This window comes from Pelagibius sp. CAU 1746, assembly GCF_039839785.1.
GTDB lineage: Bacteria > Pseudomonadota > Alphaproteobacteria > Kiloniellales > Kiloniellaceae > Pelagibius.
Genome location: NZ_JBDOQT010000002.1, coordinates 302,831 through 326,081 on the forward strand (window position 1 = coordinate 302,831; position 23,251 = coordinate 326,081).

The 23,251-nt window shown below is 64.0% G+C and carries 18 protein-coding genes; 13 read left to right on the forward strand and 5 right to left on the reverse strand.

Annotated elements, in window-relative coordinates; genetic code table 11:
* Positions 1-24: 24 nt before the first annotated feature.
* The 3 genes from AAFN88_RS18230 to AAFN88_RS18240 all read right to left on the reverse strand — a co-directional run bounded on the left by AAFN88_RS18230 (position 25) and on the right by AAFN88_RS18240 (position 2,581).
* On the reverse strand, positions 25-657 hold the full coding sequence (locus AAFN88_RS18230; protein WP_347522005.1) for a hypothetical protein: 633 nt from the start codon (positions 655-657) through the stop codon (positions 25-27).
* Between the two features lie 79 nt (positions 658-736).
* A complete protein-coding gene (locus tag AAFN88_RS18235) occupies positions 737-1,207 on the reverse strand; it encodes a hypothetical protein (protein WP_347522006.1) in 471 nt (156 codons plus the stop codon).
* A 381-nt stretch (positions 1,208-1,588) separates the two neighbouring features.
* A complete protein-coding gene (locus AAFN88_RS18240) occupies positions 1,589-2,581 on the reverse strand; it encodes a hypothetical protein (RefSeq protein WP_347522007.1) in 993 nt (330 codons plus the stop codon).
* A 759-nt stretch (positions 2,582-3,340) separates the two neighbouring features.
* Here AAFN88_RS18240 and AAFN88_RS18245 point away from each other — a divergent pair.
* The 9 genes from AAFN88_RS18245 (at position 3,341) to AAFN88_RS18285 (ending at position 15,540) form a co-directional block, all read left to right on the forward strand.
* On the forward strand, positions 3,341-4,054 hold the full coding sequence (locus AAFN88_RS18245; protein ID WP_347522008.1) for a TRAP transporter small permease subunit: 714 nt from the start codon (positions 3,341-3,343) through the stop codon (positions 4,052-4,054).
* Positions 4,051-5,376, forward strand: coding sequence for a TRAP transporter large permease subunit (locus tag AAFN88_RS18250; RefSeq protein ID WP_347522010.1), 1,326 nt, complete (start codon positions 4,051-4,053; stop codon positions 5,374-5,376). The genes AAFN88_RS18245 and AAFN88_RS18250 overlap by 4 nt, the downstream gene beginning before the upstream one ends.
* A 379-nt stretch (positions 5,377-5,755) precedes the next feature.
* On the forward strand, positions 5,756-6,946 hold the full coding sequence (locus tag AAFN88_RS18255; RefSeq protein WP_347522012.1) for an iron-containing alcohol dehydrogenase: 1,191 nt from the start codon (positions 5,756-5,758) through the stop codon (positions 6,944-6,946).
* A gap of 288 nt (positions 6,947-7,234) precedes the next feature.
* Entirely contained in the window at positions 7,235-8,293 is a 1,059-nt protein-coding gene (locus AAFN88_RS18260) for a Glu/Leu/Phe/Val dehydrogenase dimerization domain-containing protein (RefSeq protein ID WP_347522013.1), read from the forward strand.
* A gap of 477 nt (positions 8,294-8,770) precedes the next feature.
* Complete coding sequence (locus tag AAFN88_RS18265) at positions 8,771-11,596, forward strand: hypothetical protein (RefSeq protein WP_347522014.1); 2,826 nt, start codon at positions 8,771-8,773, stop codon at positions 11,594-11,596.
* A gap of 365 nt (positions 11,597-11,961) precedes the next feature.
* On the forward strand, positions 11,962-12,783 hold the full coding sequence (locus AAFN88_RS18270) for a transporter substrate-binding domain-containing protein (protein WP_347522015.1): 822 nt from the start codon (positions 11,962-11,964) through the stop codon (positions 12,781-12,783).
* A 157-nt stretch (positions 12,784-12,940) separates the two neighbouring features.
* Positions 12,941-13,687, forward strand: coding sequence for an amino acid ABC transporter permease (locus AAFN88_RS18275; RefSeq protein ID WP_347522016.1), 747 nt, complete (start codon positions 12,941-12,943; stop codon positions 13,685-13,687).
* A gap of 13 nt (positions 13,688-13,700) precedes the next feature.
* A complete protein-coding gene (locus tag AAFN88_RS18280) occupies positions 13,701-14,585 on the forward strand; it encodes an amino acid ABC transporter permease (RefSeq protein WP_347522017.1) in 885 nt (294 codons plus the stop codon).
* A gap of 193 nt (positions 14,586-14,778) precedes the next feature.
* Complete coding sequence (locus tag AAFN88_RS18285) at positions 14,779-15,540, forward strand: amino acid ABC transporter ATP-binding protein (protein WP_347522018.1); 762 nt, start codon at positions 14,779-14,781, stop codon at positions 15,538-15,540.
* Positions 15,541-15,655: 115 nt separating this feature from the next.
* Here the strand turns inward: AAFN88_RS18285 and AAFN88_RS18290 are convergent, their stop codons facing one another.
* On the reverse strand, positions 15,656-17,338 hold the full coding sequence (locus AAFN88_RS18290) for a hypothetical protein (protein ID WP_347522019.1): 1,683 nt from the start codon (positions 17,336-17,338) through the stop codon (positions 15,656-15,658).
* A gap of 195 nt (positions 17,339-17,533) precedes the next feature.
* On the opposite strand from AAFN88_RS18290, the gene AAFN88_RS18295 reads away from it, so the two are divergent.
* Entirely contained in the window at positions 17,534-17,827 is a 294-nt protein-coding gene (locus AAFN88_RS18295; protein WP_347522775.1) for a YdhR family protein, read from the forward strand.
* A gap of 318 nt (positions 17,828-18,145) precedes the next feature.
* Positions 18,146-19,918 (forward strand): ATP-binding protein, encoded by a 1,773-nt coding sequence (locus tag AAFN88_RS18300; RefSeq protein WP_347522020.1) that lies wholly within the window; start codon positions 18,146-18,148, stop codon positions 19,916-19,918.
* Between the two features lie 25 nt (positions 19,919-19,943).
* Here the strand turns inward: AAFN88_RS18300 and AAFN88_RS18305 are convergent, their stop codons facing one another.
* Positions 19,944-20,450, reverse strand: coding sequence for a MarR family transcriptional regulator (locus AAFN88_RS18305; protein WP_347522021.1), 507 nt, complete (start codon positions 20,448-20,450; stop codon positions 19,944-19,946).
* Between the two features lie 143 nt (positions 20,451-20,593).
* Here AAFN88_RS18305 and AAFN88_RS18310 point away from each other — a divergent pair, with 143 nt between their 5' ends.
* Entirely contained in the window at positions 20,594-21,529 is a 936-nt protein-coding gene (locus AAFN88_RS18310) for a DMT family transporter (protein WP_347522023.1), read from the forward strand.
* A 216-nt stretch (positions 21,530-21,745) separates the two neighbouring features.
* A complete protein-coding gene (locus AAFN88_RS18315) occupies positions 21,746-23,143 on the forward strand; it encodes an aspartate aminotransferase family protein (RefSeq protein WP_347522024.1) in 1,398 nt (465 codons plus the stop codon).
* Positions 23,144-23,251: the final 108 nt, after the last annotated feature.

A 23,251-nucleotide genomic window follows, 5' to 3' on the forward strand; every position in this document is an offset into this window, starting at 1 on the left:
GCCGGCGGACGCCAGAGGCTCATGTCAATTCAATCGTCGACAGTCGCTGAGAGCGGTGTCTGCCTGGCCGAGATCCTGTGGCACCAGCACACAAAGCGCGTTGGAACTTCCCTTCGTCAGCAGCAGGGTGAAGGTGCCGGAAGCGCCGGCCGCCTGGTCGAGCTTCCAGCCGTCTGACAGCAGCGTTTCGAGGCTCTGGTTCAACGGCTCGTAGCGGGTGGCGACGCCGTAAGGCACCATCACGGCGGCGATTTCATCCAGCAGGTCGCGGCTCTCGGCCGCGCCCGAATCAGCTTGGCCGCCGGGCGTGGCTTCTGCAATGGCTGCCGCGCGGGACAACGGGATGGTCGGCCCACCGGGAATCGCCAGCGTGGCGTTGTCGGCATCACGGAAAGTGAATCTGGCCGGCGGGTTTCCAACGCCGCCGATGAAGATTTCATAGACCCCGCCGCTGCCTTGGGCAGTGTAGGGAATCTTCGGCTCGTCAGGACCAAACTGCAGGGTCTGCGAGGTGATGAAGATCTGGCCCTTTTCCCCGGTGCTCGGGTCTTCGCCCTCCCAGGTGCCGATGAGAAGGCTGTCTTGTGCCGTTGCCACTCTCGCGCTCCAGGCAAGCAGGCAGAAGGCTCCGACCAAAGCCAAGAATGTTCCGCGCATCGTTCGTTCCCTCCCCCACATGCGGATAGCCCGGGCTTCCCAACCTATCGCGAGTGTCATCATGGGCTCGCGAGGTCCTTTAGTTGGCAAGCACCACCCCGATGACCAACAGGATCGCCAAGACGGCGATTGCGCCGAAGAACAACCACTTCATCAGCGTCGGGATGACCTTCCTGAGCGCCACGACTAGGACCACCGAGAAAACCGCAGCCGACCAGCCGTACCACTCCGGAAGGCCGTTCAGGTCGCCGTCCGAGAGGCCGAGCACAGGCGCCAGGGCGAGCAGCAGGCCGAAGCAGACTATCCAGAAGCCGACGAAACAGAAGAATGGATGCAGGAACAGGGCCGCCACGATTGCCACGAGGGTTTCCCCGAGCTTGCGGCTCTCCTCGGCGACCCGGGCATTGCCGGCCTGCAGGTTCTGGTGCCCCGCTGCGAAGCGCGCCAGATGGCGCTGGCTCGCTTTGTAGTCATCGGCTCCCCTAAGCCCCTCGGCGGTACCGTCGGATATGCCGGTCGTCCTGCTATGGGTGTACGAGTCGCGCGTCATTGACTGTTCCTTCGCGAAATCTGCCGTCGACAGGGGTGTCCGGCGTCGACGTCCTGGACGGGTCACGGGAGTCTGATATGAAGCGGTACGGCGGAAACCTCCCATATGGGAGGTATCGGAGACCTCATCGCCGGCCTCTCCGCCGCCTGACCGGAGGTGGGGCCGGCGCACGCCATCCGCATGCTGGACGCGGGTCAGAGGCGCCTACTACATCTTGTGCTGCGAAGATATCGGTCGGTTTAAAAAAGAAGGCCAACAAACGCATTTAGAATCAATGCGTTATCCCATCAACGCCGTCTGCCGATTAGTTTGGGTTATAGATCCGAAAGAAAAAGGGGCCCCGAAGGGCCCCTTTTTGCGAGCATCCGACCCTCGCGGCCTTTAGGCCACGAGATTGAGGCTTTCCGCCTCCTCCTGAGCCGTAGCATCGTTTTCCAGGGAGGTGATCTTAAGCTGTGCGTCGAGCAGCAGCTTGGTGATCGATTCGCCCTTGTCGTTCTTGTAGGTGCTGACCGAATAGATGATCAGTCGGGTCTGCAGGTCGACCGCGTCCTCGGCGAGCTGCCTGCGCACCTCGGCCAGGGTCTCTTCCAGCTCGCCCGTGGGGACTTCGGTCTCATCGCCTTCCGCCGCAGCGGCCTCGCCGGTCTCGCCATCCTCGACAGGAGCGGCATCGGGCGTCTCGACCGGCTGCGCGGCACCCTCCAGGATTTCCTCAGCCAGTTCCTGCGGCGTGGCAAGGTCGTCGGGATCGATCACCAGCAGCGGCACTTGGCCGCTTTCGACGCCGGTCGCCTGGATCTGTTGCTGAAAGCTGAGCTTGGCAACGGAGACGGAAACCTCGCCGGTATCCTGATTGACCTCGATCTCCAGCGATTGGGCGACCAGCGAGGTGGACTGGCTGACATTACCGCCGGAGATGGTGGTCACCTGACTGAAGGCGGCGAAGGACAGCTCGGCGGTGAAGTTCACCCCATCCTTCAGGGCATCCAACACCGGCTCGACGAAGGCCTTGGTGAAGTTCTCCACAGCGGCACTGTCGAAGCCGAAGGCCTTCAGCGCCTTGCCGAGGTCATGGCGCAGCGTTTCCAGCGCCTTGCGCAGGAAACCGCCGGCCTGGCCCAGCGCGGACTTGCCCTCGGTCTCGGCGACGGCATCGCCGGCGCCTTCCGCGTCGTCGGCGTTTTCCACCGCCTGGGCCTCCGGCGACAGCCGCAGGCTGTCGCGGCCCAGGTCGTTGTGATGGCGATGGCCGTGCCCGACATTGTGGCGCTGGCCGTGCCCGCGCCCGGCCTGCTCGGCCGCCGCGGCGCCTTCGCCACGATTGAAGATCCCGGGGAAGAAACCGGGGAGGTCTTGCAGTGAGGGAAGCATGGTGTCCTCCTCCTGAGGCGGCGCGCCGGAACCTTTTCCCGGGCCGGACCGGAAGGGCCTTCCTGCCCTCCGCTGCGCCGAATTGCGGCAACTGGGTGATCCAATTTGTCTTGGATTTTATGCAATCGAAGGTGAAGGAATCCTTAGCCCCGGACTGGATTCCTGTGACCTGCCTGGGGCATTTCCGGCTACCGCAAAGCCCGGGATTCCGGCATTTCCGGCTGGCTTCACGGCCAAACAACCACAGGCTGCCACGCGCGCCCTCGACTCTCGCGCTACGCCCGATAGCGCGCGAAACTCCGCAATCACGGAAATTGATCGGTCTCTGAGAGAGCCCTAAGATAACCGGCGCCGCGGCCGCCAGCGCCGCGGCCAAGGGGAAAACCCGCCGCCCCGGCAGCTTCGCCGGGGCCGGTTTTTTTTGCGTACAGGGAACGGTGACCGGGGGATCAGCAAGACCATGAGCCAGGAAGAAACGCAGGCCGACGGCAACAGCCTGGGCGCCCTCTATCTGGAGCGGCAGGGCCTGAAACGCTTCGCCGGGGCCAAGGGCGGCCGGCCATAGCCACGCGGCCAAGAAGGCTTTCGGCCTTTCCCGGCGCGGTCGAACACCCCCGGCAGTTTTCGGATTCCGTTAGTCAGGCGGGCAGCCGCCCACACCTCCATCAGTTTTTCGTCAAGACCCGCTGGCCGCCACAAGACCTCTGATCGATAGTCTCCTGGGCATGGACGGCGAGAGAAGCTAACAGGAAGCAAAAGTTGCAGAATTCCTTCAAGACCTATGTGAGCGCCGCCGGCCGCATCGCCGCTGGCCTGGCCGTCGCCTCGGTGAGGCTGCTGCTCAGCAGCCTGCGGTTCATCTTCAAGACCTACGTAACCGTCGTCGAATGCATCAACCGCGGCATCGGCCGCATCACCATGCTGATGATCTTCGCCATGATGGGGGTGCTGCTGTGGTCCTCCATAAACAAGGTCACGACGGGCATGCGGGCGCCGGAATTCTGGCCGGACGGATGGTGGTGGCCGGTGATCCTGCCTTCCTGGTGGACGCTGGAAGTCTCGCAGTTCATGATGGTGGCCTACTTCCTGCTGGGCGGCGCCTACTCCATGCAGCTCGGCGACCATGTGCGCATGGACCTGCTCTACGGCATGTGGTCCGACCGCACCAAAGCGATCTTCGATGCCGTCACCGTGCTGTTCCTGCTGTTCTATCTCGTCATCCTCCTGTACGGCGGCATCGACAGCACGCAGTACGCCCTCAAAAACAACGAGATCAGCCCCTCGCTATGGCGGCCCCAGATGGCCCCGATCAAGATCATCATGTGCGTGGGCATCTTCCTCATGCTGCTGCAGGCGAGCGCCACCCTCATCAAGGACATCGCCCGAATAAGAGGCGAGCAATGGGGCTATCCCGAAACGCCCAGTAGCGACGCCGCGGCGGCCGAGGCCGCCAACGAGGAGCAGCGGGCATGAGCTACGAAGTCATCGCCATCCTGATGTTCTCGTCGATGATGCTGATGCTGCTCACCGGGCAGAGGGTCTTCGGCGCCATCGGCTTCGTCGCCGTGGCGGCCGCCCTCGCCCTCTGGGGCACCGGCAGCTCGGACCTCCCCTTCACCGCCGCCATGAAGCTGATGAAGTGGTATCCGCTGCTGACGCTGCCGCTGTTCATCTACATGGGCTACATGCTCTCGGAGTCCGGTATCGCCGGCGACCTCTACCGGATGTTCCACGTCTGGTTCGGCGGTCTGCGCGGCGGCCTCGCCGTCGGCACCATCGGCCTGATGGTGGCCATCTCCGCCATGAACGGCCTCAGCGTGGCCGGCATGGCCATCGGCGCGTCCATTGCTTTACCCGAGCTGCTGCGCCGCGGTTACGACAAGATCATGGTGACCGGCGTGATCCAGGCCGGCTCCTCGCTGGGCATCCTGGTGCCGCCCAGCGTGGTGCTGGTGCTCTACGGCATGATCGCGCGCCAACCGGTCAGCCAACTCTGGCTGGCGGGCGTTTTCCCGGGCCTCATGATGGCCGGGCTCTTCATTCTCTACATCGTCGTGCGCTGCCGCTTCCAGCCGCACCTCGGCCCGGTGCTGCCGAAGGAGGACCGCGATCTCCCATTGATCGAGAAGTTCGCCCTGCTGCGCGCCGGCCTGCTGCCGCTGTTCATCTTCTTCTCGATGACCGGCCTTTTCCTGCTGGGCTACACCAACCTGACCGAGAGCTCGGCGGTAGGCGCCTTGGCGGCGACCCTGGCCGCGATCTTCAAGAAACGCCTCACCGTGAAGGTGATGGAGGAGACCCTGCGCAAGACGCTGGGCATCACCTGCATGTTCATGTGGATCATCCTGGCTGCGCTCTGCTTCGGCGCCGTCTTCGACGGCCTCGGCGCGGTGAAGGCCATCGAGGGCTTCTTCGTCGACCGCCTGGGCCTGACGCCCTGGGAGATCCTGATCCTCATGCAGCTTTCCTACCTGATCATGGGGACCTTCCTGGACGACACCGCCATGCTGGTCATCGTCGCGCCGCTCTACGTGCCGCTGGTCGGCGTGCTGGGCTTCGACCTCATCTGGTACGGCGTGCTCTACACCATCACCTGCCAGATCGCCTACATGACGCCGCCCTTCGGCTACAACCTCTTCCTCATGCGCGCCATGGCGCCCAAGGAAGTGACGCTGATCGACATCTACCGCTCGATTGTTCCTTTCGTGGCGGTGATGGTCCTGGGCCTCATCATCGTCATGGCCTTCCCGGAGATCGCCCTCTGGTTGCCGCACCACTTCCGGCTGGCCGGCTAGATCGGATCACGATTAGACGGAACCGCAATGCGGTCCCGTCTAATCGTGTGAATCCGATCTATCTCAAAGGTATAGAGCAGATTCACAGGGCCGGTGGATCGCCTTGGGCGATTCCAGCCGACCTGATCTGCTCTAGGCGTTTCACCGTTCGCCGGTCTGCTTGGAAAGGCTGCATTGCCCCCTCCTCCCGGCCTGCCCGTGAGGCAGTGCCGGGAGGAGGGACTTGACCGCTTCAATGCGGCCGGCGCAACCCAGCTATCCGGGCCGGCGGCGCTGAGTCCCATTGACCGGCCCAGTGTTTTTTGCCTCACTGCGGCCTTCGATTTTCCCGACCCGGCCGCCCCGATGGAGGCCGCCTTTCTACCGAGGTTTTCCGCTCATGCCGTCCGATACCGCTCTCGACAATCCCCAGAACCTGAAGGGCAACTGGAACTATCCGACCCAGATGATCTTCGGCCCCGGCCGCATCAAGAACCTGGGCCAGGCCTGCAAGACCCTCGGCATGACGCGGCCCCTGCTGGTCACCGACCCGGGCCTGGCCGGCCTGCCCATGGTGAAGGAGGCCATCGCCGCCAACGAGGCCGAGGGCCTGCCCACCGGCCTGTTCGACGCGGTGAAGCCCAACCCGGTGGGGCACAATGTCGAGGAAGGCGTGAAGGCCTACAAGGACGGCGGCCACGACGGCGTCATCGCCTTCGGCGGCGGCTCCGGCCTGGACTGCGCCAAGGCGGTCGCCCTGATGGTCGGCCAGAGCCGACCGCTGTGGGACTTCGAGGACAAGGGCGACAACTGGAAGCGCGTCGACCCCGAGGGCGTCGCCCCCATCGTCGCCGTGCCGACCACCGCCGGCACCGGCTCCGAGGTCGGCCGCGCCTCGGTCATCGTCGACGAGGCGAGCCACACCAAGAAGATCATCTTCCACCCCAAGATGCTGCCGAGCACAGTGATCTCGGATCCCGAGCTGACCGTCGGCCTGCCGCCCAACATCACCGCGGCCACCGGCATGGACGCCCTGGCCCACTGCATCGAGGCCTACTGCGCGCCGGGCTACCACCCCATGGCCGAGGGCATCGCGGTGGAGGGCATCCGCCTGGTGAAGGACTGGCTGCCGGCGGCGGTGCATGACGGCAAGAACCTGGCCGCCCGAGCCCATATGCTGGCCGCCGCCTCCATGGGTGCCACCGCCTTCCAGAAGGGCCTGGGCGCCATCCACTCCCTCAGCCACCCGGTGGGCGCGATCTACGACACCCACCACGGCCTGACCAACGCCGTCTTCATGCCCTACGTACTGGCCTTCAACCGCCCGGCCATCGAGGACAAGATGGGCCGCCTCGCCGCCTTCCTCGGCCTCAAGAACGCCTCCTTCACCGGCTTCCAGGACTGGGTGCTGGCGCTGCGCGAGGAGCTGAAGATCCCCGAGAAGCTGGACGGTCTGGGCGTCGGCGACGAGCGCATCGACGAGATCGCCGAGGCCGCCGCCGAGGACCCCACGGCGCCGACCAATCCCGTCCCGGCGGGCGCGGCGGAGATGCGCCAGATATTCGAGATGGCCCTGGAGGGGCGCCTCTGAGGCCGCTTGCGGAACCGCCGGTTCCGATTCCGCAGAGCACAAAAAATCTGACGCTTTTGCGCCGGTAATATTCTTACTTCAGACGACGAGAGGGCGCCTGTTCCGATATGGAGCAGGCGCTCTTCGTTTATCGATCCGTCTATTTCATCAGGAGCGTCAGCTTCTTATTGAATACTTAAGCCTAAGCGCCAAGGCTTAGAGGCAACGAAGAACTTGCTGCGACCGCAAAGCACCGGAACAAGCATCGGGGCAAGCATCGGGAACGGGGCACAACATGAAGAGGTTCTCATGTCTGTTTTCGAGCATCACGAGTTCCACGCCCATGAGCAGGTGGTCTTCTGCCACGACCCCGCCAGCGGCCTGAAAGCCATCATCGCCATTCACAACACCAACCGCGGCCCCGCGCTGGGCGGCTGCCGGATGTGGCCCTACGCCAGCGATGAAGAGGCGCTGACCGACGCGCTGCGCCTGTCGCGCGGCATGACCTACAAGTCGGCGCTCGCCGGCCTCGACTATGGCGGCGGCAAATCCGTCATCATCGGCGATCCGCGCCGGGACAAGTCCGAGGCTCTGTTCCGCGCCATGGGCCGCTTCGTCGACACGCTCGGCGGACGCTACAGCATCGCCGAGGACGTCGGCATCTCCGTGCCCGACGTGGAGATCATGGCCAAGCAGACGGCATACGTTGCCGGCGTCGCCGCCGGCGGCGTCGGCGATCCCTCGCCCGCCACGGCCTATGGGGTCTTCATGGGCATCAAGGCCGCGGCCAGGCACCGCCTCGGCGTCGACAGCCTCAGCGGCCTGCGCATCGCCGTGCAGGGCGTCGGCCACGTCGGCTACTACCTCTGCCGCCACCTGGCCGCCGAAGGCGCCGAGCTGGTGGTGGCCGACATCGCCCAGGACTCCCTCGACCGCGTCGTGAAGGAGTTCGATGCCCACGTCGTAGCGCCCGAAGCCATTGCCACGGCGGCGGTCGACATCTACGCCCCCTGCGCCCTGGGGGCGACCATCAACGACGAGACCCTGCCCAAGCTGCAGGCCAAGATCGTCGCCGGCTCGGCCAACAACCAGCTCGCCGAGGCGCGCCACGGCGAAGCGCTGCGCCAGCGCGGCATCCTCTATGCCCCCGACTACGTGATCAACGCCGGCGGCGTCATCGTCATCAGCCACGAAGGCCCCAACTACAACGAAGCCAAGGCCTTCGCCCACGTGGCGCAGATCCACGACACCCTGCTGGAAATCTTCCGCCGCGCCGACACCCAGAAAGCCGCCACTTCCGAAGCCGCCGACCGGCTGGCCGAGGAACGCTTTCGCGGCGGCGCAGAGAAGGCGACCGAAGCGGCCTGAGTCGGCGTGCCCGCACAACTCCACCCTTCCCCGCCTCCGAGGCGGAGGGAGAAAAAAGTCCTCATCTCTAGGGGCCCGGCTCAGAGAAGAACCGGTCCGGAAGGACTCATAAAACAGGGGAAGCGGCGGCGGCCGGTCCCTTTCGCGCCGCTGCTGAGTGCCGCGGGCCGCCCTCTCGGGATAAACCGCTGCAGCGAATTGCCCGGGGCGACAATGCGCGCCAAGCGTGCTACGCTTTAATCACGAAAATCCTGACGAACATACAACCGTAGTGCATTTCGCCGCCATAAGAGGCTGCGTTGAAGCACCTTGGGAAAGGCACGGCACGGCGTCAGGACCGGCCGGAGCCAGAACGAAGCAGGTAGCTCAGAACGCAAGGGGAGATGCGTTATGGGGAGGTTTCATTCAGGGGGATTCTTTCACTTTTTTCATTGGCCGAAATCCACCATCGATCTCAATCAGCCGGGAACCCGTGCCTTGGAGAAGGCATCCTGGCGCTTCTTCGAACCGGGTGATTCGCATTTCGAGGCGGTGGCCGATCTGATCTACGACCCGCCCGGCCACGACCTGCATCCCGAGGCGGCGGACTACATCTATCTCGCGCCCCTTTTCGGGTCGAAAGTCGACGGCTGGAGCGAGGATGGCGGGACACCGGTGAACGGCTTCATCCGGGGCGGCTTCGGCAAGGACACGATCAACGGCGGCGAGGGCGACGACACCCTGCTGGGCGGCGCAGGGCGCGACAAGCTGAACGGCGGCGAAGGCGACGACCTGCTCATCGGCGGACAGGGCAAAGACAAGCTGCGCGGCGGCGACGGCGACGACACCCTGGACGGCGGCCTGGGCAAGGACCTGCTGGACGGCGGCGCGGGCGAAGACACCGCGCTCTACCGGGGCAACTTCGAAGACCACAAGATCGACTGCACCGGAGACGGCTTCGTCGTCTCGACAACCGGCCATCACGCCTTCCTGAAGAACAGCGACCGCCTGGTCGACGTCGAGAAGATCGAATTCCAGGGCGACGGCACGACGGTCTGGCTGGTGGCGGAGGGCCAATCGATCCAGGCCGCCGTCGATGCCGCCGCGGAGGGCGACATCATCTTCATCGGCTGCGGCACCTTCGAGGAGTCCGTGAGCGTCGACAAGGCGCTGCGCTTCGTCGGCGCCGGCCCCGACGAGACCATCATCGCGCCGCCAAGCGGATCAGGCTTCGACCTGGTCGGGGATCTGGGAAGCGACGCGACCGTTTCCTTCGACGGCTTGAGCATCCGCGGCGGCGCCGACTATGGGATCGGCGTCAACGGCACGACCCTCGGCAGCCTCGAGATCCGCGACACTCACTTCGAGGAAAACGGCCGCAACGGCCTGGGCATCGTCAACGGCCTCAACCTCGGCGCCGTAGTGATCGCAGAGTCCAGCTTCGTCGAAAACGGCTTCCCCCATGCCTCCAGCGGCGACGGGGACCTGCTGTTCTATCAGTTCAACGGCGACGCCACCTTGAGCGGCCTGACCATCGACGGCGGCGACCGGCCGATCGGCGGCGGCAGCCACGATGCCGGCCACGCCGCCGAGAACGCCATCCAGTTCCGCAGCGATAGCGGCTCCCTGGGCAACGTCACCATCGAGGACGTCGAGATCGGCGGCACCTACGAGAAAGTCGGCATCGCCTTCTATAATTATGACGACGTCGACGGCCTCTCCATGGAAGACGTCGAAATCGACGTGAATAGCGGCTGGAACCTGTCGCTCAACTTCGACGGCATCGCCGGCGACATCGATATCTCCGGCTTCTCGGACCTGGACTACGACCAGGTCGCCGCGCTGCAGGGCGACCTCAACGAGGCCAACCGCCTCGTCGGCGGCGAGGAGGACGATTTCCTCAACGGCAAGGGCGGCGACGACATCCTGCAGGGGAATGACGGCGACGACACCCTGGACGGCAGCGGCGGAAACGATACGGGCGTCTATTCGGGGGACCTCGCCGACTACGACATCAGCTTTGGCGCCGGCGGCGTGACCGTGGATGGCCCCGACGGCACCGACACCCTCATCGATGTCGAGAAGCTGCAGTTCCTGGGCGACGGCGAATGCCTGTGGTTGGTCCCCGCCGGCAGTTCGATCCAGGACGCCGTCGACGCGGCGGCGCCGGGCGATACCATCCTGGTCGGCCCCGGCACCTTCAACGAGAACGTGACCATCGACAAGGCGGTCACGCTGCTGTCGGCCGAGGGGCGCGGCAGCACCACCATCCAGGGCAGCGAGACCGCCGGCAGCCTGGGCACCGTCATGGTGACCGGCAACACCGACGGCGTCGAGATCGGCGCCGACGGCCACGGCTTCACGCTCATCGGCTACGACACCGCCAACCCGGCCGTGGAGCACGCAGCTCTCTACTTCCGGGGGCCCCATGCCAATGCCAAGATCCTCGGCAACGACATCCGGGCCGAAGGCGAAGCGGGGATGCTGACCGAATACGGCCACGCCATCAGCGGCTTCGAGATTGCCGGCAACATCTTCTCCGGCCAGACCTTCGTCGGATCGGAAGTGGCCAATGCCGGCTTCGCGCAGCAGTTCACGGTGCACAACGTGCCGCGGGCGCTGCTGTACATCAGCGGCAACGGCAAGAGCGATATCGTCTTCCAGGACAACGAAGTCACCGGCACCGCCGGCGCCTTGAAAGAGGTGAGCGGCGATCCCTTCGGAAATATCCTGGTGACCATCGACGCGGAAAACTCCAGCATCACCGGGAACACCTTCTCCGGCTTCACCTACAACGCGGCCCTGCGGGTGCGCGAGAGCGGCACCGATATCGAGAACAACAGCTTCGACAACAGCGGCGGCGGCAACAGCACGGGAGTCTTCATGACCGTCGCCGACGGCAGCTATGAAGAGAACGAGTTCACCGGGGGCGCCGGGCCGGATGTCTTCGTCGGCACCCCCGGCGACGACAGCCTGTCCGGTGGCGACGGCAACGACATCCTGGTCGGGAGGGGCGGAGCCGACACACTGGTCGGCGGCGACGACAGCGACACCTTCGTCTACACCGGCACGGTCGATGCCGGCGACCTGATCGACGGTTTCGATGCGGCCGGCGCGGACTCCATCGATCTGGACCTGCTGCTCGACGAACTGGGCATCGCGACGGCCGACCGCGGCACGCGCGTCGACGTCGATCAAAGCGGCAGCGAGGGCACGGTCGCCGTCGATACCAACGGAGATTCCTCCTTCGACCTGCTGGTCGTCACCCTGGAAGACGTGACCGGAACGTTCGATCAGGGCGACGTGAACCTGGGGAGTCTCTGAATCCCCGCCGGCACGACAGGCATACTGTGAAGACCGGTAACGGCGGGCGCTCTGCGGGGTCACGTCTAATCGCCTTCGTTGGTTTGCCTACACGCTGCGAGCAGATTCTCACGGAGCGACAATGCGGACGGTTGCAAGTCTCCCCCCGCATGCAACACGCTTCGCCGTTTCGCGCCGATTATCGGTCGCCTTGCATGGACAGCCAGTCCAAGCCGCTTTAGTCTTAGCGCCCTACCAGGAGAAGAATCTCACTTCCCGCCGCAGCTTCAGCGGCGGGAAGTGTTTTTCATCATCCTGGTCTCACCGGGCACAACCGCTTGGCAGGGCAATTTTTTGATAAGAAAGGGAGACACATGGCAAGGTGGATGAAATCTCTGGCAGCCGCGGCCGGCATTGCCGCGCTGGCCAGTTCGGTCGCCGTCTCGGGCGCGTCGGCCGACGCGATCGGCGACATCAAGCAGCGGGGCAAGCTGATCGTCGGCGTGAAGGCCGACTACGCACCCTACGGTTTTCTCGACAGCAGCGGCAAGATCGTCGGCATCGAGCCGGAGCTTGCCCAGGACGTCGCCGACGTCCTCGGCGTCGACCTGGAACTGGTGCCGGTGGTTTCCTCCAACCGCATGCAGTTCCTGGAACAAGGCAAGATCGATCTGATGATCGCCACCATGACCGACCGCAACGACCGGCGCGAGGTGGTGCAGATCGTCGACCCGAACTACTATTCCTCGGGCACCAACATCCTTACCAAGGGCAACTTCGCCAAGTGGGAAGACCTGAAGGGCGCGCCGGTCTGCGGCATTCAGGGCGCGTTCTACAACCGCAAGACCTCCGAGGAATTCGGCGCCGAGATCGTTGCCTTCAAGGGCACGGCCGAGGCCTTGACCGCGCTGAAGCAGAACCGCTGCGTCGCCTTCGTCTATGACGACAGCTTCATCGTCTCGCGCCTCGGCGATCCCGACTGGGAGGGGTGGAAGATGCCGCTGCCGACCATCGACGATGCGCCCTGGGGCCTGGCCGTGGGTAAGGGCGAAGATGCCTTCGCCATGCTGATGTCCGGCATGATCGCCAAGTGGCACCTCTCCGGCCGCATCCTGGAGCTTGAAGCCAAATACGGCCTGGAGCAGACCCCCTTCGCCAAGAGGATGCACGAGCTCTTCCTGGGCGTTAACCCGGCGATCGAGCGTTAGAACGGTTCGCCTAAAGCCAGAGTCACCCCCACCCTCTCCTTTCCCCGTCAAGGGGGAGGGAGAGGTTTCGGGGAGCGGCTCCAGCTAGAGTCCCCTCCCCCTCCGTGGGGGAGGGATAGGGGGGCTCCCGCGAGGGAGAACATCTAGGGGGACATCGGTGGAAGCGGTCTACGACTGGGCCCGCGTGCTCTATCAGGACACGGGGATCAATCTCACCTTCATCTACGATTCCTACGACCGGGACAGGCTGATCGACGGCTTCCTGATGACCGTCTGGCTGTCGCTCATCTGCCTGGTGCTTTCGGTGGCGATCGGCATCGCCGGCGCCTGGGCGCAGGGCGCGCGCTCGGCCATCGTTCGCCGCGGCGTCGCCGCCTACATCGAATTCTTCCGCAACACCCCGCCTTTGGTGCAGCTCTACTTCTTCTACTTCGCGCTCGGCTCGATCATGCCGACGACGACGAACCGCTTCGGGCTGGAAGAACCGCTGCTCGACAACTTCGCCTGGGCGGTGATCTCGCTGTCCTTCTTCGCCGGCGCCTTCAACGTGGAGATCTTCCGCTCCGGCATCGAGGCGGTGCCGGAGTCGACCAAGGAGGCGGCGGAGGCGCTGGGCTACACCCGGCTGCAGACCTACATCGAGATCGTACTGCCGCTGGCCTTCCGCGTCTGCCTGCCGGCCTTGAACAACAATCTCGTCAACCTGGTGAAGACCACGACGCTCGCCTACGCCATCGCCGTGCCCGAGATGCTCTACCAGGCCAACCAGATCTGGTCGGACTCGGTGAACGTGCCGGAGATGATGACCTTCCTGCTCATCGCCTACGTCTTCCTGGTCGGCGTCCTGGTGTGGGGCATGCACAGGTGGGAGCGCTCCATGCGCCTGCCCGGCTTCGGATCGTAGGGGGAATCGGATCATGAAGCGCACCCCCCCATTGAACGGCGGCACCGACCTGCCGGTGCTGCTGCCCGCCGCCGGGCGCCTGGCCCGCCGCGCCGAACGCGAACGCGAAGCCGGCGGCCCGCTGCTGCGTCTCAAGGCGCGCCACGGCTTCTGGCTGCTCGCGCTCCTCGTACTCTCCGCCGGCGTCGCGCAGGCGCAAGCGGATCCCCAGGTCAAGGAGAGCGTGATCTCCGCCATCTTCAAGTGGATGCCGGTGCTGCTCGAGGGCTTCGTCTTCAACATCGCGATCTCCTTCCTGGCCATGGTCCTCGGCACCGCCGTGGGCGCGGCCTTGGGCCTGATGCAGATCTCGCTGCTGCCGCCGGTGCGTTTCGGCTCCTGGTTCACCACGCAGTTCTTCCGCAACGCGCCCTGGCTGGTGCTGCTCTTCTTCTGCATGTTCCTGCTGCCCTTCGAATTCGACCTGGGCTTCGTCGCCATCCCCTTTCCCGACTGGGTGAAGGCGACCATCGGCCTCGCCCTGCCGGTCATGGCCAACGTCTCGGAGATCGTGCGCGGCGCCGTGCAGTCGCTGCCCTCGGGCCAGTGGGAGGCCGCCGAGTCCCTCGCCTTCTCGCGCCGCCAGACGCTGTGGGAGATCATCCTGCCGCAGTGCGTGAAACGCATGCTGCCGCCCTGGATGAATCTCTACGCCATCCTCACCATGGCCACCGTGCTGGCCTCCATCGTCGGCGTCTCCGAGATGATGACCCAGACCGGCCGCGCGCTGGCCGCCGAGAACCGGCCGGAGCTGCTGATCCCCTTCTACAGCTTCGTGCTGGTCTGCTTCTTCGCCTACTGCTACCCCATCGCCGTCTGGACCCGCCGCCTGGAGCGGCGCTACCAGGTGAAGCTGTGATGGGGCGGGCTCCATATAGCGTCCTCCCCCCTTGTGGGGGAGGATCGAGGAGGGGGGTGTCGGCGCAGCCGATCGATTCTTTCTGGCGCGGAGGGATCACCCCCACCCCATCCCTCCCCCATCAAGGGGGAGGGGGAGCGTCTTGGCGCTCGACCTCTCCCACTGTCGCCTGTCAATGCACAAGAGAACCGTCATGACCACCGCCGCCACGACCTGGACCGCCGATCAGCCGATCATCCAATGCCGCGACGTGCACAAGTCCTTCGGCCAACTGGAGGTGCTGAAGGGCATCTCCATGGACCTGATGAAGGGCGACGTGGTCTGCGTCATCGGGCCCTCGGGCTCCGGCAAGTCGACCTTCATCCGCTGCATCAACGCGCTGACGCCCATGGACCAAGGCTCCATCAAGGTCGAGGGCCAGGAGGTCAACGACCCCAAGCTCGACAAGCTGGCGCTGCGCCGCAAGGTCGGCATGGTGTTCCAGCAGTACAATCTCTTCCCGCACAAGACGGCGCTGGAGAACGTGATGATGGCGCCGATCAAGGTGCTGAAGGAGGACAGGCGCGAAGTCGAGGCGCGCGCCCGCGCGCTCATCAAGAAGGTGCGCCTGGAAGGCAAAGAGGACTCTTATCCCGGCGAGCTCTCCGGCGGCCAGCAGCAGCGCGTCGCCATCGCCCGCTCGCTGGCCATGCGCCCCGACGTGATGCTGTTCGACGAGGTGACCGCGGCCCTGGACCCCGAGACGGTGAAGGAGGTGCTGGTCACCATCCGCCAACTCGCCGAGGAAGGCATGACCTGTATCCTGGTCACCCACGAGATGGGCTTCGCCCGCGAGGTCGCCGGCCACATCTACTTCACCGACCGCGGGGTCATCGTCGAGCACGGCCCGCCCGCGACCTTCTTCACCGAAGCCAAGGACCCGCGGACGAAGGAGTTTTTGAGCCAGATTTTGTGAAGGGGATCGCGTCTGCCTTTCGATCTCGATATAGCTATCAGCTTTGGTTGAAAGCAGCAGCAGAAGTCCGCACTCGATGCATCATAGTGCGTGAAGGTACTTGGCAGTCAGAATTTTACTTTAGGGATATACCGAGACCGATCCAATATGCGGGATGCACATAGAACTCCATTCCCTGCAACTCATACCCATCTGGAATTTCTGCATCATCAATGAACGACCATTGAACAATAATGTTTGGCATCGGCTTTATTCCCACCACGCCAATTCGATACATGATGGTAAACCAGCAATCTTTGACCTCGTCACCTGCGACCGTGCTACTTATGTACTTCCTACCAAGGACACATAAATCGTCCTCGAACATGTCACCTTGCTGAAGAGACTGCGCTATCGAGTTGAGGATTTCCTCCTCAGAAATGGCGTTATACGAAAAATGTGACGCTTTACCCTTAAGCACCCTGATGTAGTTTCGTAGGCTTGGGTAGTCAGATCCCCACTCCTGTTCGAGGGAAGTGACGCGCTTTTGTGAGTAGGTCACTTCAGCACTGCGGATAATGTCGGCAGTGAATCGAGATCTGCCTTCGGCTTTTTCTATACATTCGTTTATGTACATGATGACTTCGCGCGGTCGACGCGAGGTCCTCTTAAAAATGTACCCGAGAGAATCTGTCTTCTCCATCTGGTTCTTCGGCATGATGTCTCGAAAACAAATACCTCCGCTAGTATATTTCGATTTGAAGATTTCGTTGATTCTGCGATCCAGGACCTGCTCCAGCTCCTGTTCCGTCCATCGCAGTTTCAGGTATAGAGCTTCGTACTTTTCGTCCTGGAATCCAGAAGACATTGTCTTGCGCAAAACCCTCTGAAGAAGATCAGTGCGAATTGCCACAACCACCTTAACGTGGCGAATACTCTGAAAATTTCGAACCGCTTCAATTAACGCCTTGATGAGCTTGTATCGAATTGAATCATCCACCCAATCCTCATCCAATCGATCGATTACTATGTAGTACCGCTGCTGAGGGTCTGTAAAAACTGAATCCGCTAAAAGCGATATAACCGAGTGCAGGTCCTTTATTTGAATCTTTTGGACTACTTCCTGAGCCCTTCTAACAATTTCGCCTTTTTGCTCACTAGTGAGGCTTTTAGCTGCATCAACACCGAAGCTGACTCCAGATAGTTGCCCCCCAACAGCCGCCTTAACATCGTTCTCCAATTTTGTCGTAAATTCTTTCACTCTATATTCTGTCTCGGTCCAAAACTTGTCTCCCCACTCTCTCAAATAGGCGATAGCTTTTTCGCGGGCCATACTCTTCTTCGAGAAATTGGGTAAGATGTTGTCGAAAAAGTTATTCATCGTAGGCTCGCTACGAATGTCGAACTTACGACGGATTAATTCGACAGCCAAAACGTGATCCCAAAGCACTTTATAAAATAAATCTAGATGAACATCTATTTCTTCTAGGAATTTAATAATATTCGAGTTCGATAAATGATTTAACGAAAGTACCTCTGGCTGAAGCTCAATTACATTTTCCTCAGATTTCTGGAGCTGTTTTAGAAGTGCGGTTTTTCCAATACCTGTCCGTCCCACCACTATCCGTCTTGGTTCCTGACAATCTCGCAATTCCTCCAGAGCACCAGTATCAACGAAACAGGTGCTCAGAAAGCGTTCGTCAGACTCAGCGTCGGGTGCGCCAATTTTCCAGGTTCGACGAAATACAATGTTTGGATGCGTTGGCCTCTTTGTCATGCCACCCCTCAATACCACAAAACCTTGGGGCAATTTTGCCAACTTCTACTATCGATAGCAAAGGTCGATTGGATTACCGACTTGCCCCCGCAGGTTGCACAGGAGGCGGTAAAACGCGGCCGCGCGTTCGACTAAGAACTAGGCATGACCGGCGATGGAGCCTTCTCCGATCAATGCCTGTAATCTGCTTCCAAAGACTCAGACACAACAGGAACCACCGCCATCGTTCAGTTCGAGCTGCCCGACGCGATGTCGCGCGAGGATGTCATGGCCGCCTTCACTACCAGCGTGGAGCAGTTGCGCGGCCACCCGGGGCTGATCCGCAAGTACTACCTCTACGACGAGGCGGCCGGCACGGCCGGCGGTGCCTATCTGTGGGAGAGCCGGGCGGCGGCCGAGGCGCTCTACACCGACGTGTGGCGCGAGACGGTCTCCGAACGCTACGGTGGCAGACCCACCATCACCTGGTTCGAGGCGCCTATCGTGCTGGACAACGCGGCCGGCGAAGTCGTCTCCGGCGCCGCCGGCTAGGCAGGTCCAGCCGCACCTCTTCCGTCCGCGGCTTCGCGCTTTTCGCGGTCGGCATGGCACCCTCTTCGCGCTTTCCGTTCTCTTGCACGTTCTTTTGGATAGGTGCCGCTCGGAAGAGTTGTCAAACGACGTCTGCTTGCCTACTCCCAGTACGTAAGCACGCTGGAATCATGCCGGGTTCACCGGGACTTAACGCCTGATATGTCAGGTTCGCAAACGCCGATGGGCGTGACGCCGGACAGCGCCGTGACCCGAAAGACGCCGCAAAACCGGTCCCTGTATCATTTCGTTTGTTGGCAAGAACAAGACCCCGGACCCATGCCCATCAGTTACACCCCCACCGCAACGCCGGGACCCGGCGGCCAGACGACGGCGGCGCGCGAAGGCATCGCAGCCGAAACCGGCGAGCCGCCACGCCCAACTCTGCGCGGCCTGTTGTGGCCGCTGGGCGTTCTCACCGCCGGGCTGGTCGCCATCATCGCTGTGCTGCTGCTCTTCGCCGCCCACGAACAGAACAAGATGGCGCTGGAGTCCTCGCGGCACCTCGCAAAGAACGCCCTGGGCAACGAGGTCAGCGAACTGCAGAGCGCCGCCCGCGACTACGCCACCTGGGACACGGCGGTCGAGAACGTCGTGCGGTCGTTCGACGAGACCTGGGCCGACAACAACATCGGCACCTGGGCGCATGAAGGGCTGCAGATGAGCGGCACCCTGGTGCTGGACGGCGGCGGCAGGGTGATCTACGGCATGATCGAGGGCGAACGCCTGGGCGACGAAATCCTCACCCGCATCACCGACGGCCTGCAACCCCTGGCCGGGGCCGCGCGCGAGGCCGATCCGGGAGAGCTGGGAATCGCGCTGGCCGGCAAGGTGCGCTTCGACGGCAGCCTCGCCATCGCTGCCGCGGCGCCCATCATCTATGAAGACGGCGCCCCGGCGCATGACGCCGGCGGGGCCGCCAGCGTCCTGATCTTCTTCCGCCTCTTCGACCAGGATCTGCTGGCGAACCTGGAGCACGGCTTCCTGCTTCCGGATCTTCACCTGGCCGACGTGGTGCCGGAGGGCTGCGCCAGCCTGCCGCTGACCGGCTATGACGGCGCCCTTCTGAGCTACCTGGTCTGGACCCCGAAGCAGCCCGGCTTCACCATGCTGCGCCCGCTGCTGCTGCCCGGCGCGCTGGCCGGCATGCTCGGCCTGTTCCTGCTGGCGATCGTGGTGCGCCGCATCGCGCGCACGCTCAAGGAACTGGCGGCGAGCCATACCGCCCTGCACCGGCAGGCGATCGAGCTGTCCGCGGCACGCGACCATGCCCTGCAGCAGACCCGCACCGAAATCGAGCTGCGGCGCAATGCGGTGGCGGCGAGCCGGGCCAAGTCGGAGTTTCTCGCCCTGGTGAGTCACGAACTGCGCACGCCGCTGAACGCCATCCTGGGCTTCTCCGAGACCATCGCGACCCAGGCCTTCGGGCGCGAGGCCACCGACCGCTACCGCGAGTACGCCGAGGATATCCACGAGAGCGGCAGCCATCTGCTGTCGATCATCAACGATATCCTCGACCTGACGAAGGTCGAGGCGGGGCGCTACGAGCTGCACGAGGAAGACGTCGACCTCGACGCGCTGCTGGGCCGCTGCGTCGCCCTGCTGCGCGAGCGCGCGGCGACCAAGGGGCTGCAGCTTGCCTATCTGGGCGACGCCATCATTCTGCACGCCGACGCGCGGGCGCTGAAACAGATCGTCATCAACCTCTTGTCCAACGCCATCAAGTTCACCGGCAACGGCGGCCGCATCGAACTGCGGACCGCCGCGGACAGCGCCGGAATAGCCATCAGCGTGGCCGACAACGGGATCGGCATGAGCGAAGAACAATTGGCGCGGGCGCTGCAGGCCTTCGGACAGGTCGATTCGGCGCTGACCCGCGCGGCCGAGGGCACCGGGCTGGGCCTCAACGTAACCAAGGCCCTGACCGAACTTCATGGCGGCCGCCTGGAGATCCACACGGTCCTCGGCGAAGGCACCGAAGTCACCGTGCGGCTGCCGGCCAGGCGCCTGCTTCCCACTCCCGGACAGACCATTTCCGCAAAGTCGGCCTGACGCGGCGGCGCCGCGCGGACCGGCTCTAACCGCCCGCCTCTTTCCCCGCGTCGAGGCTCCCCAGCAGTTTCGTCAGCAGGCGGTTCAAGTCTCTCTGCTCACCCCGGGTCAGGCCGGCGAGCAAGCGGCGCTCGTTCTCCACATGCTCGCCCACCAGCTTCTCGACCAGGGCCAGGCCCTTCTTGGTCAGGCCAACCAGGGTGCCGCGGCGGTCCTCGGGATTGGGGCGACGCTCCACCAGGCCGGCTTTCTCCAGCCGGTCGAGCCGCGCCGTCATGCCGCCCGAGGAGACCATCAGGCTTTCATAGAGCGCCGTCGGCGTCAGGCGATGGGGCTTGCCGGCGCGGCGCAGCGTGGCGATGACGTCGAATTCCCCCATCTGCAGGCCGTGGGCGGCGAAGAAGGGCGCCAGGCGGTCGCGGGAGATCAGCGCCGCCGCGCCGCTCAGGCGGCCAATCACCTCCATGGGCAAGAGATCCAGATCTGGGCGCTCCCGTTCCCACTGCGCCACGATCTTGTCTACCCAGTCCATCTTTTCTCCTATTTATCTTGACATCAAGATACTTGATAGCAAGATAGTTTCCATCGAGCCAACTTCAGCCTGCCGTCCCGCCGCCCCCGGGGCAAGCCCCGCGTGATCCCCTGCCAGGACACGGAGGTTCCGGCAGGCCCGTCATGGAGCCCATTATGACCCTCTCCGCCGCCGCTCTGCCGAAGAGCCGCTTCCTGCCCCTGCTGCTGCTGATCACCGTCGGCGCCATGCTGGGCGTCACCGCCGTGATCGCCAAGGCAGCGGCATTGTCGGGCTGGCCGCCGGTCGCACTGCTGGCCTGGGCGCTGCTGGGCGGCGGGCTGCTGCAGTTCTGCTTCACCCTGGCCGCCGGCGCGCGGCCGCGGACCGGCGCCCCTTACCTGCGCTACTACCTCGGATCCGGCCTGCTGCAAGCCCTGCCCAACGCCCTGGCCTTCGCCGCGGCGCCCCACGTCGGCGCCGGCATCGTGGCGCTCTGCTTCGCCTTTCCGCTGATCTTCACCTACGGCCTCGCCCTCTGCTTCCGCCTGGAGCGGCTGCAGGGCCAGCGCCTGGCCGGCGTGCTGCTGGGCCTGGCCGGCGGCTTGGTCATCGCGGCGGGCAGCGGCGCGGCCGGCTCCACCACCTCTCCCTGGATGCCCTCCCCTTGGATGATGGCGGCCTTGGCCGCTCCGGTCTTCATCGCCGTCGGCAACCTTTACCGCAGCCTTTACTGGCCGCCCGGGGCGACGGCACTGGAATTGTCGCCGGGGATGCTCACCACCGCCGGCGCCAGCCTGCTGCTCGGCCTGCTGACGGCGGGGATGCCCCTGGCGCCGGAGACCTGGAACACCGCCGCCAGCGCTTTCCTGCTGGGTCAGACGGCGATCTTCGCCCTGCTCTTCGTGCTCTATTTCGTGCTGCAGAAGCTCGCCGGTCCGGTCTACCTGAGCCAGATCGGTTCGGTCGGCGCCCTGGTTGGCCTGGGCCTGGCCACGGCGCTGCTGGCCGAGCCGCTGTCGCCCAGGATCGCTGCGGCGGGCGCCCTGGTCGCCGCCGGCATCTTCTTCGTCAATCGCGGCGCCCGCAGGAAAGACTGAAAGCCGCGGCGGGGCCTGCTCCGCGTTACCTCGCCGCAAACTTGATCCCGGAGGCTCCAAAAAGCACCGCGCGCGAACGCGACTGTGCTTTTCGGCGTAAGCGTCCCGTGGCATTCTGGGCTGCGCGGCACGAGAGGAGCCGCCTTCAGTGGTAAATTCGCCGGGCGCCGGGAAATCCCCATCGCGCCCGCAGTTCTCTGACGAGATGCGCCGTTTATGACTTTCGACCTTTCTTCGATTCTGGCCGAGCGCCAGGGTGAGAAGTACGCCCTGAACGAAAAGCATCTGAACACCCAACTGGTGCGCGTACTGAAGACCCTCGGCTACGACGTCAACTTCGCGCGCGGCGAAGGGCCGCACCTCTATGACGTGGCGGGACGGCGTTACCTCGACCTGCTGAGCGGCTTCGGGGTTTTCGCCCTGGGCCGCAATCACCCTTCGGTGGCCGCGGCGCTGCGCCAGGTGCTGGACGCGCAATTGCCCGGCCTGGTGCAGCTCGACGTCTCGCTGCTGGCCGGCATCCTGGCGGAAAAACTGCTGAACCACCTGCCGGGCATGGAACGCATCTTCTTCTGCAACTCCGGCGCCGAGGCGGTGGAGGCGGCCATCAAGTTCGCCCGCATGGCCACCGGCAGGCCGCGTATCCTTTACTGCGACCAAGCCTTCCACGGCCTGACCTACGGCGCCCTGTCGCTGAACGGAACCGAGGTCTTCCGCAAAGGCTTCGGCCCGCTGCTGCCGGAATGCGTGAAGATCCCGTTCAACGACCTGACGGCCCTGGAAGCGGCCCTGAAGGCCGGCGCCAAGGAAGGCGGGGTCGCCGCCTTCATTGTCGAGCCGATCCAGGGCAAGGGCGTCTACATGCCGGACCAGGACTATCTGGCCGAGGCGGCACGGCTCTGCCGCAAGCACGGCGCCCTCTTCGTGGCCGACGAGATCCAGACCGGTCTCGGCCGCACCGGGCGCTTCCTCGCCTGCGAGCACTATGGCGTCGAACCCGACATGGTGCTGCTGGCCAAGGCCCTGTCCGGCGGCTTCGTGCCCGTGGGCGCCGTGGCCATGAAGCACTGGATCTTCGCCAAGCTGTTCGACCGCATGGACCGCGCCCTGGTACACGGCTCCACCTTCGGCAAGAACGACATGGCCATGGCCGCCGGCATCGCCACCCTGGAAGTGCTGGAGGAGGAGAAGCTGATCGACAAGGCGGACAGCCTGGGCAGCGCCCTCATGGCCGACCTGCAGGCCCTGGTCGCCCGGCACGACCTGCTGAAGGAGGTGCGCGGCAAGGGCATGATGATCGGCCTGGAGTTCGGCGCCCCCAAAAGCCTGAAACTGAAGGCGGCCTGGCACCTGCTCGATACCGCCAAGCGCGGCCTCTTCTGCCAGATGGTATTGATCCCGCTGCTGCGCGACCACCAGATCCTCTGCCAGGTTTCCGGCGACGACAGCTACATCATCAAGCTACTGCCCTCGCTGACCATCGACGAAGCCGACCGGCAGTGGATCGTCTCTGCTTTCGATCGGGTGATCGGCGACTGCCACCAGATCGGCGGCGCGGTCTGGGACCTGGGACGCTCGCTGGCCAAGCACGGCCTGAAGGCCAAGGCCGGGTAGCGCGCTTCCCACCTCGCCCTTAGAGACGGGCTTTCAGCCCTCCTCAGGGTGAGGCTCTCCTCCAACCTCATGCTGAGGAGGACCGTAGGTCCGTCTCGAAGCATGAGC